The organism is Pantoea piersonii (assembly GCF_003612015.1).
Classification (GTDB): Bacteria; Pseudomonadota; Gammaproteobacteria; order Enterobacterales; family Enterobacteriaceae; genus Pantoea; species Pantoea piersonii.
The window spans coordinates 16,280-31,827 of sequence record NZ_RARB01000010.1; the positions used below are offsets into that span (position 1 = coordinate 16,280).

Here is a 15,548-nt window from a genome sequence, read left to right on the forward strand (position 1 = left end):
ACCATATCCGGTTAAAACTTAAATCCACGATGCAACGCGACGATGCCGCCGGTCATGTTGTAATAAGTGGTGTTCTCGAATCCGGCGTCGTTCATCATCGCCTTCAGGGTTTCCTGATCGGGATGCATGCGGATCGACTCCGCCAGATAGCGGTAGCTTTCCGCGTCCTGCGCCACCAGCTGACCGACGCGCGGCAGAATATGGAACGAGTAGGCGTCGTACGCCTTGCTGAGCGGATCGAGCACCGGTTTGGAGAACTCCAGCACCAGCAGACGTCCGCCTGGCTTGAGCACGCGGAACATTGACGCCAGCGCCTTCTCTTTGTCGGTCACGTTACGCAGCCCGAAAGAGATGGTGATGCAGTCGAAATAGTTATCCGGGAAGGGCAGCGCTTCGGCGTTGGCCTGCACATAGCTGACGTTGCCGACTACGCCGAGATTGCGCAGCTTGTCGCGGCCCATTTTCAGCATCGAGCTGTTGATGTCCGCCAGCACGACCTGGCCGTTATCGCCAACCAGACGGGAAAACTTCGCCGTCAAATCGCCGGTGCCGCCCGCCAGATCCAGCACGCGCTGTCCGCGGCGCACGCCGCTGCTGTCGATGGTAAAACGCTTCCAGATGCGATGGATGCCAAACGACATCAGATCGTTCATCAGGTCATATTTCGCCGCTACGGAGTGAAACACGTCCGCGACTTTGTCAGCCTTTTCGCTTTTGGCGACCGTCTGAAAGCCAAAATGGGTAGTTTCCTGCTGTGATTCATCTGCCATCGGTTTTACCTGTTCCACAAACAATACTTCCCGAAGTGTATCAGAGTCAGGGTAGTCAGGCACGCGACGACCCGCTTATTCGTGGAGCCGCCTTACGCGCGCTTCCATTGCTGCGACGTCGTCGTCGGGCGTCTCCTCGTCGTCCCATGCCTTTTCCGGCATAGCCTGCTCGACTAACTGCGGATTAATTGACCGTTTAACTTCAACGCCCAGGGATTTAAACGCCTCGCTCTGCGCGATCAGGTTGCCGCGCCCTTCCGCCAGCTTTTTCATCGCCTCGCGGTAGCTGTTATGCGCCTTGTCCAGATTATGGCCGATGCCGGTCATATCATCGACGAATAGCCGCATTTTGTCGTACAGGCGCGCCGCGCGTTCGGCGATACGCTGAGCGTTGCGGCTCTGATGCTCGTAGCGCCAGAGATTATTAATAGTACGCAGCGCTACCAGCAGCGTAGTCGGGCTGACCAGCATAATGTTCTGCTGCAGCGCCTCGCTGATCAGCTCCGGCTGACGGTCGATCGCCAGCAAAAACGCCGGCTCCACCGGGATAAACATCAACACATAATCGAGGGAGCGTAAACCGGCAAGTTGTTGATAATCTTTACGACTCAGCAGGCGAATATGGCTGCGTACCGCGGCGACATGCTCCTGCAGTGCCTGTTCGCGCGTCGCCTCATCTTCCGCGTTGAAGTAGCGCTCATAGGCCACCAGCGTCATCTTGGCGTCGACCACCACATCTTTGCCCTGCGGCAAACGCACGATCACATCCGGTTGCATTCTCCCCTGCTGTTCCGACTGTAAACTCACCTGCGTCTGATATTCATGACCTTCGCGCAGGCCTGAAGCCTCCAGCACGCGGCTCAGCACCACCTCGCCCCAGTTGCCCTGAATTTTGTTGTCGCCCTTCAGCGCCCTGGTCAGGTTGATCGCCTCCTGCGCCATCTGCGCGTTCAGCTGCTGCAGCTGACGGATCTCATGCGCCAGCGTGTGACGCTCGCGCGCTTCCTGACCAAAGCTGTCGTGCACCTGACGACGAAAGCCGTCCAGCTGTTCACGCAGCGGGCCGATCAGGCTGTTCAGGCTCTGGCGGTTCTGTTCGTCGACGCGGCGACCGCTGTTTTCGAAGATGCGGTTGGCGAGATTTTCAAACTGCGCGCTGAGGCGCTGTTCGCTGTTGGTGAGCAAACGCTGCTTCTCCTCGGCGGCGAAGCGCGTCTCTTCAAGGCGGATGGTCACTTCGCGCAGTTCAGCTTCCTGCGCGCTGTTGACCTCCAGCTGGTTGCGCAGTTCGCGGTTAAGCTGTTCGCATTCGCCGCGCCAGTAATTGAGCTGTTGCAGACGCTCCTGCGCACCGCTCAGCGAGCCGTGCAGCTGGCGCAGCTCTTGTTCACGCTGCTGAAGCTGTTGCTGGAGCTGTTCAAGCTGCTGCTGTTGACGCTGCTGCGCCTCCTGCTGCAGGCGGCGCTCGGTGGCGAAGCTGGCCGCCTGATGGCTGGCACGCAGCTGCGCCAGCATCCAGCCGATACCCAGTCCGGCGAGCGCCAGACAGGCGCTGATAATAATCTGCTGATCCATAATTCCCTCGCGACGCGCGTTGCTGGGAAGAAAGTAGAGTCGCACTGTATGAATGTCCAGACTATTTTCAGTCCGGGAAAGGATTTACAGCGCTTTTACCTGCAGGTCGCCCGCTTTCCAGGCGTCAGTTAAAAAGAACGGCATCGGCATTATCCATTCATCGCCGGTTACCCGCGCCGGATAAACAAAGGCGCTGCCGCCGTAGGTCAGTTCTACAGGCTGCATCTCGCCCTCTTTCACCGTCGCCTTGCCTGCCATGCTGGCGAAACCGGCGTTGCTGCCGACGTGGAAGTTGTCCATTCGCCAGCGCACCGGCGCATGCGGCGGCCAGGGCTGCGCCTGATGAAAATGAAAAATCTCGTCGTGGCTGAGCAGGCTCTCCCGCACCGTCGGCCACAGCGCCACCTTCAGGAAATATTGATCGGTAAAGCGCGCGCTGCCGCTATAGCGGGCGATAAAGTCGCGCATCGCCTGCGCCATATTGCTGAAGACGCCGTTGCAGCCGCCCCACATGCCCGCCAGCAGCAGCTCGGTATGAGAAAAATAGTCGCGCATATGGTGGAACCAGTATGGCGAAGCGAGCCAGGCGTTTACCGCCGCTGCTTCACGCTCCGACAGCAGCGAGTCGGCGTCACGGATAATGAAGCGTCTGACGCTGGGGTCGTCCATTACCAGAAAACGCCACAGCGTCGGGTAAATCGCTTTTTCCTGCGACATATCGATCAGCGTGACGTGCGGCTGCTTGAGACGCTGCCACACATGCTGCGGCACGCTCTCATCCAGATAGATGCGACAGGTCCAGCCGGGATAAAGCGCCTGCGCGACCTCAACGTTTTTAATCAGGGTTTCGCAATAGCGCGGGTGGCTGCCATAAAGGCTGAAGGCGATTACGTTCTGCTCGGGCCGGGTGAGATCGACAGGTTCAGGCCGCGCCGCCGGAAAGGCGAAACGCTGGCCCTGGCGGAAACGCGCGTCCGCGCCGTTGAGCGATTCCAGACCATATTTCGCCAGCTCATCTTTTTTACCCATCCAGCCGCACAGCTCCGCCAGACCATCCAGCCAGGTTTCCGATGCGGTTGCGCGCACCGCGGGCGGCGCCTGATATATCTTCTGATAGATCTTGTAAGACTTGTTGTACTGACCAAGCCGCAGCAGGCAGAGCGCATAGTCGCTCAGCACCTGCATCTGACTGGGCATCGCGCGCAGCACCTCTTCACAGCACCGGGCGGCGGCGGCGTAATCCTGCTGCGCCATATGCTGGCGGAAGCGCGCGGCGGCATGTTCAAGACGCGCCTGCATGACGGCGGGGGAAGCGGTTAAGGCCGGTTTTTGTCGGGGCGGAGTCTGGCGCATCGGGCGGTCCTCGCTTTTGCTGTAAAGAGCAGAGGCAGCGCGCGCGGGCGCGCTGCCTGAAAAGCGTTATAACAAACGGCGCGCCGCTTCGACCACTATTTTTACCGCATCGCTCTCGGTCTGCTTCATGGTGGCTGCATCCGGGATCTCTTTCTGGGTACGGTTGACGATAACGCCCGCCACCATGCCCGCGCGCAGTCCCTGGCTGGCGCACATCGTCAGCAGCGTAGCGGACTCCATCTCATAGTTGAGCACGCCCATCTGCTGCCACTCTTTCATTGAGCCCTGAAAGCGGCTGACTACGCGGCCAGAGAAGGTGTCGTAACGCTCCTGGCCCGGATAGAAAGTATCGGACGATGCGGTAACGCCGATATGGGTCGTGGCGCCGCTCGCCTCCGCCGCCGCGACTAGCGCGGTGGTACAGGCGAAATCGGCTACCGCCGGAAACTCCAGCGGCGCGAAGTGCTGGCTGGCACCGTCGAGACGCACCGCGCCGGTGGTGACCAGCACGTCGCCGACGTTAATGTGCGGCTGGATCGCGCCGGTGGTGCCGACGCGCAGGAAGGTGCGTACGCCAAGCTGCGCCAGTTCTTCCACTGCGATAGAGGTCGAAGGCCCGCCGATGCCGGTCGAGCAGACGACGACGGGTTTGCCGTCCAGCTTCGCCAGCCAGGAGGTGAATTCCCGGTGCGATGCCAGCGGCTGGGCATCCGCCATCAGTCCGGCAATTTTTTTTACGCGCTCCGGATCGCCGGGAACGATAGCCAGGGTCGCGCCCTGCAGATCGGCTTTGGTCAGGCCAAGATGGAAAACGTCAGACATAGCAAACTCCTGAACAGGGAAGTGAAGCGCGCCACTCTACGTGAGCGCAGCGCAAATTTGTGTGATAACAATCACCATCAAAAATGAATGTTACATTTTATCAGTCCACAAACGAGACCTTTGTCACATAACTCATCCATTCAGAGCGCCATTGCTACAAGCTGTATGCGCCAGGGTTGGCAGCAATGTTAAAGAGAAGAGTGTTTTTACTCGCTTCCTGCTCTGTTCCCCACCTCTGGCTCAGACGTCATCTGGCCAGGCTATAGTTACGTGATTGCGCTACTGCCAGCACGGAGAGAAAAATGAAAACCGAAGACAATATGGCACAAAAATCATCGACGGGCGGTTTTGCACCCGCAGTACAGCCGACCGCCTCAACCACTATTCACACCGACAGCCCGGATATTCAGGCTGGCGAAACCTCGGTGCCGAGCCAGGGCGAAAATATGCCCGCCTGGTACGCCAGACCCAAAGAGGCCAGCGGACCGCTGCCAGTGGTGCTGGTGGTGCAGGAGATCTTTGGCGTGCACGAGCATATTCGCGATATCTGTCGCCGCCTGGCGCTGGAAGGCTATCTGGCCGTCGCGCCGGAGCTTTACTTCCGCGAAGGCGATCCGAATGATTATCACGATATCCCGACGCTGTTCAGTGAGCTGGTAAGCAAAGTGCCGGATACACAGGTACTCTCCGATCTCGACCATGCCGCTAACTGGGCGGCGCGCAACGGCGGCGATATTCGCCGCATGGGCATTACCGGCTTCTGCTGGGGCGGCCGCATCAGCTGGCTTTACGCCGCGCACAATCCGCAGCTGCGCGCCGCCGTCGCCTGGTATGGCCGTCTGATCGGCGAAAAAACCATGAAGCAGCAGAAGCATCCGATCGATATCGCGGTAGATTTAGGCGCGCCGGTGCTGGGCCTCTACGGCGGCCAGGATGAGGGCATTCCGCTGGAGAGCGTAGAGCAGATGCGCCAGGCGCTGCATGCCGCTAACGCTAAAGCGGAGATCGTCGTTTATCCCGACGCGGGCCATGCGTTCAACGCCGACTACCGTCCGAGTTATCACGCCGAGTCGGCGCAGGATGGCTGGGCGCGTATGCTGACATGGTTTAAGCAGTTCGGCGTTGTCTGATTTCGCCATACAAAAAGGGGGCGCATAGCGCCCCAATATCAACAACACACAGCAAAATCAGGCGGTTTCGCCGCGCAGTTTCTTCGCCGCTTCCACCATGTTCGCCAGCGCCTGACGGGTTTCCGTCCAGCCGCGCGTTTTCAGCCCACAGTCCGGGTTAACCCACAGACGCTCTCGCGGAATGCTCTGCGCCGCTTTACGCAGCAGGTTTTCCATCCACTCAACGCTCGGCACGTTGGGCGAATGAATATCGTAAACGCCGGGGCCGATTTCGTTCGGATACTCAAAGGCTTTAAAGGACTCCAGCAAATCCATATCGGAACGTGAGGTTTCGATGGTAATAACGTCCGCATCCAGCGCCGCGATAGCGTCCATGATGTCATTGAACTCGCAGTAGCACATATGGGTGTGGATCTGCGTGTCATCTTTCGCCACGGCAGCGTTAAGACGGAAGGCGTCTACCGCCCACTTCAGGTAGGCCGCCCAGTCGGACTGGTGCAGCGGCAGCCCCTCGCGCAGCGCCGGTTCGTCAATCTGGATAATGCCGATGCCCGCCGCTTCGAGATCCGCCACCTCGTCGCGCAGCGCCAGCGCGATTTGCTTCGCAATGGTTTCGCGCGATACGTCTTCACGCGGGAAAGACCAGCAGAGAATAGTCACCGGGCCAGTCAGCATCCCTTTTACCGGCTTGTCGGTAAGCGACTGCGCGTACTTCGCCCACTCCACGGTAATCGGCTGCGGACGGCTAACGTCGCCGATAATGACCGGCGGCTTGACGCAGCGCGAGCCGTAGCTCTGTACCCAGCCGTTTTGCGTGAACACAAAGCCGTCGAGGTTTTCGCCGAAGTATTCCACCATATCGTTACGCTCAGCTTCGCCGTGAACCAGCACGTCGAGACCCAGACGCTCCTGCTCGAGGATCGCCTGCCTGATATGTTCCGCGATGCCGGTGCGGTAGTTGCCGCCGTCGATGTTGCCTTTCTTGAAGTCGAGACGCAGACCGCGAATTTCAGGAGTCTGCGGGAAGGAGCCGATGGTAGTGGTCGGCCAGGCGGGCAGATTAAAACGGTTGCGCTGCTTGCTGGCGCGTTCGGTATAGGGACTTTGACGCTCGGTATCCTGCGCCGAGATCGCCGCCAGACGCTTGCCGACCGCAGCATTGTGTACGCGGCTGGAGTGAGCGCGGTTGCGGATCGGCGCGCTCCAGGCCTCCAGCGAGGCCGCGTCGTTGTTATTAAGCGCATCGCTCAGCAACTTCAGCTCGCCGCATTTTTGCAGCGCGAAGGCGAACCAGCTTTTCACTTCGTCATCAAGGCGCGTTTCAACACTCAGATCGATCGGACTGTGCAGCAGCGAACAAGAGGAGCCGATCCACAACTGGTTGCGCTTGCCGACCAGCGGCTGCAGACGCTCGAACCAGCGGCTCAGATCGGCACGCCATACGTTACGGCCGTTGATGACGCCGAGCGACAGCAGCCACTCCGCGGGCAGCTGCTGATTGAGCAGGTCGATATCGTCGTGACCATGCACCAGATCCACATGCAGCCCCTGCACCGGCAGGTCGCGGATCACGTCAAGATTCTGGCCGATACTGTCGAAATAGGTGGTCAGCAGCAGCTTCACGTTGCCCTGCAGCGCGCTATAAGCGGGTTTGAACGCGTCGCGCCACGCCTGCGGCAGTTCCAGCGCCAGCGCAGGCTCATCAATCTGCACCCACTCAATATCGCGTTTTTTCAGCTCGGCCAGTACCTGCTGATAAACCGGCAGAACGGCATTCAGCAGCGACAGACGATCAAACGGCTCGCCTTTGACTTTGCCTAACCAGAGCCAGGTCACCGGGCCGAGCAGCACGGGTTTCACCTTATGGCCCAGCGCCAGCGCTTCGTCCACTTCGTCCAGCAGCTGCGTCCAGGTCAGTTTGAACTGCTGACCTTTAGTGAACTCCGGCACGATGTAGTGATAGTTGGTGTTAAACCATTTGGTCATCTCACCGGCCGCTGCCGGTTCACCGGTCGGTGCACGGCCGCGTCCAATGCGGAACAGCGTATCGAGATCGACGGAGCCGTCTCTATTCTGATGGCGCGCCGGTACGTTGCCCAGCATCAGGCTGGTGGTCAGCACATGGTCATACCAGGCGAAATCGCCGACCGGCACCAAATCAACGCCCGCCTCCTTCTGCTGCTGCCAGTGACGGGCGCGCAGCTCACGGCCCACGGCCAGCAGCGCTTGCTGAGTGGCATTGCCCGCCCAGTAGCTCTCCTGCGCTTTTTTCAGTTCACGACGCAGACCGACGCGGGGAAAGCCAAGGGTGTGGTTCAGAATAGTCATTTGCTCTTCTCCAGTAATCTCTCTCTTAGGCTTCGCCTGGAAGCCAAAGGATGTTTAGCCGTCCAGATGTTTACACCGCTATATTCTGCGGGTAGTGTATGTTCCTCAAGCGCAAATTGTTCAATCTCGATGTGAAGGACTCTCATGATCGAACTCAAGCACCTGCGGACGCTTCAGGCTCTGCGTAATACTGGCTCGCTGGCCGCCGCCGCCGCGCAGCTTCATCAGACGCAATCCGCGTTGTCTCATCAGTTCAGCGATCTCGAACAGCGGCTGGGATTCCGCCTGTTCGTGCGTAAAAGTCAGCCGCTGCGCTTCACGCCGCAGGGCGAGATCCTGCTACAGCTGGCGGAGCAGGTGCTGCCGCAGATCCAGCAGGCGCTGCAGGCGTGTCACGAGCCGCACCAGGCGACGCTGCGCATCGCGATTGAGTGCCACAGCTGCATACAGTGGCTGACGCCCGCGCTGGATAATTTCCGCCAGAGCTGGCCGCAGGTGGTGATGGATTTCAAATCGGGCGTCACCTTCGATCCGCAGCCTGCGCTGCAGCAGGGCGAACTGGACGTGGTGCTGACCTCGGATATCCTGCCGCGCAGCGGCCTGCACTACACGCCGATGTTCGATTTCGAGGTGCGGCTGGTGCTGGCGCCGGATCATCCGCTGGCGCAGATTGAACACATTACGCCGGAGGATCTGGCGCAAGAGGTGTTGCTGATCTATCCGGTACAGCGCCAGCGGCTGGATATCTGGCGGCATTTTCTTCAGCCGGCGGGCGTCAGCCCGGCGCTGAAAAGCGTCGACAACACGCTGCTGCTGATTCAGATGGTATCGGCGCGCATGGGTATCGCCGCGCTGCCGCACTGGGTCGTAGAGAGCTTTGAAAAGCAAGGCTTAATCGTCACGAAAACGCTGGGAGAAGGTTTGTGGAGTCGCCTTTATGCCGCCGTTCGCGACGGCGAGCAGCGTCAGCCGGTACTGGAAGCCTTTATCCGCTTTGCACGCCAGCACGCTTGCGAACATCTGCCGTTCGTGCGCGATGCCGCGCATCCCGGCGCGATTTTGCAACGCTGAGCCGCAATTTCCCCTATAATGCGCAGCCTGTTAAACGACCATGAGAAAATCTCACCATGACCAATAACGATATTTTGCGCAGCGTGCGCTTTATGCTGGATTTAAGCGATGCCAAAGTGGTGGAGATTTTCGCACTGACCGACTGCGAGGTCGCGCTGAGCGACGTGCAGGCCTGGCTGAAAAAAGAGGATGACGCCGCCTATAAAGCGCTGCCGGACGTGCTGATGGGCTACTTTCTTAACGGCCTGATTTTCTTCCGCCGCGGCAAAAGCGAAGATGCGCCCGCGCCCTCCATCGAGCGTCGGATGAACAACAATATTTTTATGAAAAAACTGCGTATCGCTTTCGATCTGAAGACCAGCGATATTCCGGCGGTGCTGGCTAAAGCCAACTTCTCGGTTTCCCAGGCGGAAATAGGCGCGATTTTCCGCAAGCCGGATCATAAAAACTATCGCGAATGTGGCGACCAGATTATGCGGAATTTTTTAAAGGGCCTGACGCTGACGCTGCGCCCGACGCAGGCGGCGAAATCAAAATAATCCCAACCTCAGTCAGGGCGTGAAGCCTGTCTGGCCCCTGCCCTGACTGCCGGCGCTAGTTATTGCGTACTACCCAGCGCTTATGCACATACAGCGAGGCGAAAATCACCAGCGCCCCGGCGATAAAACTGGGCCAGTGCGGCTTCTGCTGCCAGATAGCCAGGTTAACCAGCAGCCCCGCCGGAACGTGCATATTGTTCATAATGCCCAGCGTGCCCGCATCCACCTGCGTGGCGCCGTAGTTCCACATAAAGTAGCCCAGCCCTGACGCCGCCACGCCCAGCCAGACCAGAATGCCCCACTGTAGCGAGGTGGTCGGCAGCTTCGCGGCGTTGCCCCAGAGACACCAGGCGATAATCGCGATCAGCACCGCGCCGAGATAAAACCAGGAAAAGGCGGTGTGCTGCGGCATTGGCCGGGTTTCCTGGAGACGCTTGTAACCCACCATACCTACGGCAAAGCAGATATTCGCCAGCTGCACCAGCAGCAGACCCAGCCAGAAATGATCGCTGACCTTGTCATAGCGAATAATCGCCGCGCCCGCGACCGCCAGCAGCGCGCTGAAGGCGTAGCCAATACGCAGCGGCCGCTTGCTGATCAGATCATAAATCAGGGTGACATAGAGCGGCGTCATGACGGTAAACAGCAGGAACTCCGATACGCTGAGGTAAAGGTAAGCCTCGAAGCTGATGAGATACATGATGCCAAGCTGAAGCATGCCCACCAGCATATAGAGCAGCAGCGTGGACGGACGGTAGCCGCGCCAGCGCAGAAAGGGTAAAAACACCAGCGCCGCCAGCGCCAGGCGCATCAGAACGGAGAACCAGGTATCTACCTGCCCCGCCAGATATTCTCCGATCAGGCTAAACGAAAAAGCCCAAAGAATGGTGGTAACGATCAGTAACAGCACAGCGTCAATCCTGAAAAAAGAGAGAGGCGGCTAGTGTAATCAATGTCCTCTGCGCACGCGGCGCTTTTTGGTTGACAACTGTTCACAAACAAGACGTTTAGCGTGCATTGCACCCGGTCGTTTTATCAGCCATGCGCGTTTAACACCTCTGTGTGAATTTAACTCGACGTGATTGTCATAAAAGTGTAACAAATGTGTCAACTGTCACAGCCAGCATGCGCGAAAAACGCCACAATAAACGCGAAAAGGAACATGGCGGCGCAACCTCTGGGCATATCCGCTCATTTCCATTTCCCATAACGACAATACCGCCTGGGAGGGCAGCTATGCTGAGTATCTTTAAACCCGCGCCTCATCGACCGCAGGTAGCGGACGATCAGGTTGATCCTTTATATCGCCGCCTGCGCTGGCAGATCTTCTTCGGGATCTTCTTTGGCTACGCCGCCTACTATTTGGTACGCAAAAACTTCGCGCTGGCGATGCCCTATCTGGTAGAGCAAGGCTTTTCGCGCGGCGATCTTGGCTTTGCGCTTTCCGGCATCTCGATTGCGTATGGCTTTTCGAAATTCATTATGGGTTCGGTCTCAGATCGCTCTAATCCGCGCGTCTTCTTGCCTGCCGGGCTGATCCTCGCCGCTGCGGTAATGCTGATAATGGGCTTCGTGCCCTGGGCGACCTCCAGCATTATGGTGATGTTCGCCCTGCTGTTTATTTGCGGCTGGTTCCAGGGCATGGGCTGGCCCCCCTGCGGACGCACTATGGTGCACTGGTGGTCGCAGAAAGAGCGTGGCGGCATCGTCTCGGTGTGGAACTGCGCCCATAACGTCGGCGGCGGCCTTCCGCCGCTGCTGTTCCTGCTTGGTATGGCCTGGTTCAGCGACTGGAAAGCGGCGCTCTATATGCCCGCTTTCGCCGCCATCGCCGTGGCGCTGATCGCCTTTGCGCTGATGCGCGACACGCCGCAGTCCTGCGGGTTGCCGCCGATTGAGGCGTACAAAAATGACTACCCGCCGGACTACAGCGCCACGCATGAAGAGGAGCTGACGGCGAAGCAGATTTTCACCCAGTATGTGCTGCCCAATAAGCTGCTGTGGTATATCGCGCTGGCCAACGTCTTTATCTATCTGCTGCGCTACGGCATTCTCGACTGGTCGCCGACCTATCTGAAAGAGGTGAAGCACTTCACGCTGGATAAGTCTTCCTGGGCCTACTTCTTTTACGAGTACGCCGGGATCCCCGGCACGCTGCTGTGCGGCTGGATGTCGGATAAAGTGTTCAAGGGGAACCGCGGCGCGACCGGCGTCTTCTTTATGACGCTGGTAACCATCGCCACGGTAGTCTACTGGTTTAATCCGGCGGGCAATCCCGGCGTGGATATGGCCTGTATGATCGTGATCGGCTTTTTGATTTACGGCCCGGTGATGCTGATCGGTCTGCATGCGCTGGAGCTGGCACCGAAAAAAGCGGCGGGCACCGCAGCAGGCTTTACCGGCCTGTTCGGCTATCTCGGCGGATCGGTCGCGGCCAGCGCCATTGTGGGCTATACCGTCGACTTTTTCGGCTGGAACGGCGGCTTTCTGGTGATGGTGGTGGGCTGCGTACTGGCGGTGATCCTGCTGCTGTTAACCATGATTAATGAACGCAAACACAAGCAGCAACTGGCGTCATAACTAAAGGGGCCGGCATCGCGCCGGCCCTTTGGCCGTCAGGATAAAAACAGCGTGCGCAGCGTATGCGGCACGGCGTCTTCTGCATTGCTGCCAATCACTTCCAGTTCAGGCAACGTATCTTTCAGCCGCTGATGAGCGTTGCGCATAATGCAGCCTTTGCCCGCCATGCTCAGCATCTCTACATCATTCATGCCGTCGCCGAAGGCGATACACCCTTTTAGCGAGTGCCCAAGCTGTTTCGCCACCGCTTCCAGCGCATGCCCTTTCGACACGCCGCCCGCCATCACCTCCAGGCAGGTAGGCAGCGAAAAGCTGACGTTGACGCGATCGCCCCAGCGCGCCTGTAGCGCCAGCTCAAGCGGAATGAGCGCGTCGGGATCGTCGCTGGTGAAAAAGACCTTGCTGATATTATCGCCGGGCAGCATGCCTGGCTCATAAACCTGATAAGTGAATACGGACTCGCGAAAATAGTCCTGTTCCGCCGGATGCGCGCGGCTCATAAACCACTCATCGTCGCGGTAGACATGCGTCAGGATAGCGGGACTGGCGTAGTGCAGCTCGTAAAGCTCCAGCGCGATATCTTCGTCAAGGTTGTGGCTGAACACCAGCTCGCCCTCGGCATTGTGCACGCGCGCGCCGTTAGAGGTAATCATATAAGCGGGAATGCCCAGCTTGTCGCGCATCTGCCCCACGTCGATGTAATGGCGTCCGGTAGCGAAAACAAAGTGGATATCGCGCGCCACCAGCTGTTGCAGAGTATCGTGCGCGTAAGGCGTCAGGCGATGTTCAGGAGAGAGCAGCGTGCCATCCAGATCGGATGCGACGATTTGAAACATGAAAACCTCAGGTATTGTTTTAGGCCGTAGCCGGTAAGGTAGCGATTCGAATTACGGGTGCGCCTCGAAAAAATCGACCAGCGCGTTGAGCGCCTCAGCGCGCATGGCATCTTTTTCAAACAGGATTTCATGGCGCGCTTCTTTAATCAGGCGCGTCTCGCATCGATGACCCGCCTGCGCCATCGCCGCGCAGAAGAGATCCTGCGAACGGTTATCCACCACGCGGTCGTCGCCCGCCTGCAGCAGCAGGACCGGCGTAGTGATAGTGTTTGCCACGCTCAGGATATTGCGCCCGGCATGGATGCCTTCACGTACCCAGTGATAGGTCGGGCCGCCCACGCGAATAGCGGGATCGTCAGCGTAAAAGCGCAGGCTACGGCGGTAGCGCTCCGCACTGTGCGTCAGGCGATTGATGCCGAACGGATGGGCACGCCAGCGCCCGGTGCCGAGCGCATACCCATCGCGGATCGCCGGTCGCTTTTCCGCCCAGTCGAGGATGCGGTTCGCCAGGAACGAGGGCATCGGCAGCGCGATGCCGAACATCGGTGCCACCAGCGTTACGGCGTGAAACGCCTGTGGCTGACGCGCCAGAAACAGCGCCAGGATCGCGCCGCCCATCGAATGCGCCAGCGCGTAACGGCGCTGGTAATGTCCGCCGACGATCTCTTTCAGGTAGAGAGTCTCTAAATCATCCACGTAGTGCGTGAACTCTACAACATGGCCGCGATGGGTATCCTGCAGCAGGCGATCGGAACGTCCCTGCCCGCGATGATCGAGGATCACCACGTCAAAGCCGCAGTGAAACAGGTCATACGCCAGTTCGGGATATTTGACGTAGCTTTCAATACGTCCAGGTACGATAAGGATAACGCGCTTATGTTGCGGTGCAGTGAAACGTACATAGCGCAGCGTGACGTTTTCCACGCCGATAAATTCACGCTCTTCGCGGCGGTGCCAGAAGTCGAGCAGCGGACCGTGCGCGAAGGCGGCAAAGGCTTTTTCGCGATTGAGCCAGCTCGCTTTATGTCGTTCCATCCAACCCCCTGCAGATGCGCGATTAAAGAGTAACAGGCTGCGCATGCAGCCCGTAGCGCCGCGCTTGTTTCTGGCGTATTGTGTCACATTTCCGCCCAGACAGGGAGCGCAACCCATGACCACTGAATGGTGGCTGACCTACCTTCTTACTACCACTATCCTCAGCCTTTCGCCTGGCTCCGGCGCGATTAATACCATGAGCACCGGCATCAGCCACGGTTATCGCGGCGCAGCGGCCTCTATTAGCGGTCTGCAGCTTGGGCTGGCGATTCATATTGTGCTGGTGGGGATCGGTCTGGGCGCGCTCTTTTCGCAGTCGCTGCTGGCGTTCGAAATTCTGAAGTGGGCGGGCGCAGCCTATCTGGTGTGGCTCGGCATTCAGCAGTGGCGCTCTGCAGGCGCGATCGATCTGGATGCGGTAGCCAAAGCGATGCCGCGCCGCCGCCTGTTTAAGCGGGCGGTACTGGTGAACCTCACCAACCCGAAAAGCATCGTGTTTCTCGCCGCGCTGTTTCCGCAGTTCATCCTGCCGCACCAGCCGCAGGCGATGCAGTATCTGGTGCTCGGCGCGACCACCATTGTCGTCGATATTATCGTGATGATTGGCTACGCCACCTTAGCCACGCGCATTGCGGCATGGATCAAGGGACCGAAGCAGATGAAGCTCTTGAACCGTATTTTCGGCGGATTGTTTATGGCGGTCGGCGTGCTGTTAGCCAGCGCCAGAAAAATCGCATGAAGGTGTAACGAGAGCACCAGGAATAAGAGCCGTCGGCGGCGCAGTCAGATTGCGGGCGGACAGCGCGCAGTCACCGCAGCGTACTTTGAGTACGTGAGGATGACGAGCACTGCCCGCCCGCAAGCTGGCCAGTAAGCCAGGCTCTAGCGTGAAAGGATAAGGTGAATGCCGAAACCGGCGAATAACACGCCCGCCACGCCATCCACCCATTTTGCCGCACGCTGATACTTGTCGCGCATCCACGGCAGAGCGAAAATCGCCGCCACCAGCGTAAACCATGCAAAGGTTTCGCCAACGATCAGCAGAAACAAGCCCCAGCGCTCCAGCGCACCGACGTCGTTGCCGACGAACAGCGAGAATACGCTGCCGAAGTAGATAATCGCTTTTGGATTGGAGAGGTTAGTGAGAAAGCCTTTCAGAAAACTTCTGCCTTTTTTCGGCAACTCTACCACCGGGGCATCCTGCACCGGCTGTTTATGGCGCTGACGCGCCGAGCTGAGCAGCTGCCAGCCCATCCACAGCAGATAGAGACCGCCGCCAATCATTATAATCTGATGCAGCCACGCCATTTTCTCCAGGATCAGGTGCAGCCCCATCAGCGCGACGCCCGCCCAGATAACGATCCCCAGCGTAATGCCCAGCACGCCCATCATCGCCTCTTTGCGCGAGCGGCTGGCGGCGGTTTGCGAAACGAAAAAGAAGTCCGGGCCAGGACTCATCAGCGCAACCAGATGCACCAGCGCGACCGTAGCAAATAACATCAGCATGGG

14 protein-coding genes are annotated in these 15,548 nt (G+C 58.8%); 5 read left to right on the forward strand and 9 right to left on the reverse strand.

Annotated elements, in window-relative coordinates; genetic code table 11:
* Nucleotides 1-11: 11 nt before the first annotated feature.
* The 4 genes from ubiE to udp all read right to left on the reverse strand — a co-directional run bounded on the left by ubiE (nt 12) and on the right by udp (nt 4,520).
* Entirely contained in the window at nt 12-770 is a 759-nt protein-coding gene (gene ubiE, locus D7S44_RS20005) for a bifunctional demethylmenaquinone methyltransferase/2-methoxy-6-polyprenyl-1,4-benzoquinol methylase UbiE (protein WP_120457886.1), read from the reverse strand.
* Between the two features lie 75 nt (nt 771-845).
* Complete coding sequence (rmuC, locus tag D7S44_RS20010) at nt 846-2,345, reverse strand: DNA recombination protein RmuC (RefSeq protein ID WP_120457888.1); 1,500 nt, start codon at nt 2,343-2,345, stop codon at nt 846-848.
* Nucleotides 2,346-2,429: 84 nt separating this feature from the next.
* A complete protein-coding gene (locus D7S44_RS20015; protein ID WP_120457890.1) occupies nt 2,430-3,698 on the reverse strand; it encodes a tetratricopeptide repeat protein in 1,269 nt (422 codons plus the stop codon).
* 66 nt (nt 3,699-3,764) lie between these two features.
* Nucleotides 3,765-4,520, reverse strand: coding sequence for a uridine phosphorylase (gene udp / locus D7S44_RS20020; RefSeq protein ID WP_081137960.1), 756 nt, complete (start codon nt 4,518-4,520; stop codon nt 3,765-3,767).
* Nucleotides 4,521-4,822: 302 nt separating this feature from the next.
* Here udp and D7S44_RS20025 point away from each other — a divergent pair, with 302 nt between their 5' ends.
* Nucleotides 4,823-5,650, forward strand: coding sequence for a dienelactone hydrolase family protein (locus D7S44_RS20025; RefSeq protein WP_120457892.1), 828 nt, complete (start codon nt 4,823-4,825; stop codon nt 5,648-5,650).
* A 57-nt stretch (nt 5,651-5,707) separates the two neighbouring features.
* Here the strand turns inward: D7S44_RS20025 and metE are convergent, their stop codons facing one another.
* On the reverse strand, nt 5,708-7,978 hold the full coding sequence (metE, locus tag D7S44_RS20030; protein ID WP_120457895.1) for a 5-methyltetrahydropteroyltriglutamate--homocysteine S-methyltransferase: 2,271 nt from the start codon (nt 7,976-7,978) through the stop codon (nt 5,708-5,710).
* A gap of 144 nt (nt 7,979-8,122) precedes the next feature.
* Here metE and metR point away from each other — a divergent pair, with 144 nt between their 5' ends.
* Nucleotides 8,123-9,049: an HTH-type transcriptional regulator MetR gene (gene metR / locus D7S44_RS20035; protein WP_120457897.1), complete on the forward strand. Its 927-nt coding sequence runs from the start codon at nt 8,123-8,125 to the stop codon at nt 9,047-9,049.
* 56 nt (nt 9,050-9,105) lie between these two features.
* Nucleotides 9,106-9,588: a YehS family protein gene (locus D7S44_RS20040; RefSeq protein ID WP_120457899.1), complete on the forward strand. Its 483-nt coding sequence runs from the start codon at nt 9,106-9,108 to the stop codon at nt 9,586-9,588.
* 55 nt (nt 9,589-9,643) lie between these two features.
* Here D7S44_RS20040 and D7S44_RS20045 read toward each other — a convergent pair whose 3' ends face one another.
* Nucleotides 9,644-10,498: a carboxylate/amino acid/amine transporter gene (locus tag D7S44_RS20045; protein WP_120457902.1), complete on the reverse strand. Its 855-nt coding sequence runs from the start codon at nt 10,496-10,498 to the stop codon at nt 9,644-9,646.
* A gap of 326 nt (nt 10,499-10,824) precedes the next feature.
* Here D7S44_RS20045 and glpT point away from each other — a divergent pair, with 326 nt between their 5' ends.
* Complete coding sequence (gene glpT, locus D7S44_RS20050; RefSeq protein WP_120457905.1) at nt 10,825-12,168, forward strand: glycerol-3-phosphate transporter; 1,344 nt, start codon at nt 10,825-10,827, stop codon at nt 12,166-12,168.
* Nucleotides 12,169-12,203: 35 nt separating this feature from the next.
* On the opposite strand, the gene yigL is transcribed toward glpT, so the two are convergent.
* Entirely contained in the window at nt 12,204-13,004 is an 801-nt protein-coding gene (gene yigL / locus D7S44_RS20055; protein ID WP_120457907.1) for a sugar/pyridoxal phosphate phosphatase YigL, read from the reverse strand.
* Between the two features lie 51 nt (nt 13,005-13,055).
* Nucleotides 13,056-14,039, reverse strand: coding sequence for a lysophospholipase L2 (gene pldB, locus D7S44_RS20060; protein ID WP_120457909.1), 984 nt, complete (start codon nt 14,037-14,039; stop codon nt 13,056-13,058).
* A gap of 115 nt (nt 14,040-14,154) precedes the next feature.
* On the opposite strand from pldB, the gene rhtB reads away from it, so the two are divergent.
* On the forward strand, nt 14,155-14,778 hold the full coding sequence (gene rhtB / locus D7S44_RS20065; RefSeq protein ID WP_120457911.1) for a homoserine/homoserine lactone efflux protein: 624 nt from the start codon (nt 14,155-14,157) through the stop codon (nt 14,776-14,778).
* Between the two features lie 143 nt (nt 14,779-14,921).
* Here rhtB and rhtC read toward each other — a convergent pair whose 3' ends face one another.
* Nucleotides 14,922-15,545, reverse strand: a complete 624-nt coding sequence (rhtC, locus tag D7S44_RS20075; RefSeq protein WP_120457915.1) for a threonine export protein RhtC — start codon at nt 15,543-15,545, stop codon at nt 14,922-14,924.
* Nucleotides 15,546-15,548 lie beyond the last annotated feature (3 nt).

Coding starts and splice junctions, on each gene's coding strand:
- ubiE (WP_120457886.1), bottom strand. CDS start 770: ATGGCAGATGAATCACAGCAGGAAACTACCCATTTTGGCTTTCAGACG.
- rmuC (WP_120457888.1), bottom strand. CDS start 2,345: ATGGATCAGCAGATTATTATCAGCGCCTGTCTGGCGCTCGCCGGACTG.
- D7S44_RS20015 (WP_120457890.1), bottom strand. CDS start 3,698: ATGCGCCAGACTCCGCCCCGACAAAAACCGGCCTTAACCGCTTCCCCC.
- udp (WP_081137960.1), bottom strand. CDS start 4,520: ATGTCTGACGTTTTCCATCTTGGCCTGACCAAAGCCGATCTGCAGGGC.
- D7S44_RS20025 (WP_120457892.1), top strand. CDS start 4,823: ATGAAAACCGAAGACAATATGGCACAAAAATCATCGACGGGCGGTTTT.
- metE (WP_120457895.1), bottom strand. CDS start 7,978: ATGACTATTCTGAACCACACCCTTGGCTTTCCCCGCGTCGGTCTGCGT.
- metR (WP_120457897.1), top strand. CDS start 8,123: ATGATCGAACTCAAGCACCTGCGGACGCTTCAGGCTCTGCGTAATACT.
- D7S44_RS20040 (WP_120457899.1), top strand. CDS start 9,106: ATGACCAATAACGATATTTTGCGCAGCGTGCGCTTTATGCTGGATTTA.
- glpT (WP_120457905.1), top strand. CDS start 10,825: ATGCTGAGTATCTTTAAACCCGCGCCTCATCGACCGCAGGTAGCGGAC.
- yigL (WP_120457907.1), bottom strand. CDS start 13,004: ATGTTTCAAATCGTCGCATCCGATCTGGATGGCACGCTGCTCTCTCCT.
- pldB (WP_120457909.1), bottom strand. CDS start 14,039: ATGGAACGACATAAAGCGAGCTGGCTCAATCGCGAAAAAGCCTTTGCC.
- rhtB (WP_120457911.1), top strand. CDS start 14,155: ATGACCACTGAATGGTGGCTGACCTACCTTCTTACTACCACTATCCTC.
- rhtC (WP_120457915.1), bottom strand. CDS start 15,545: ATGCTGATGTTATTTGCTACGGTCGCGCTGGTGCATCTGGTTGCGCTG.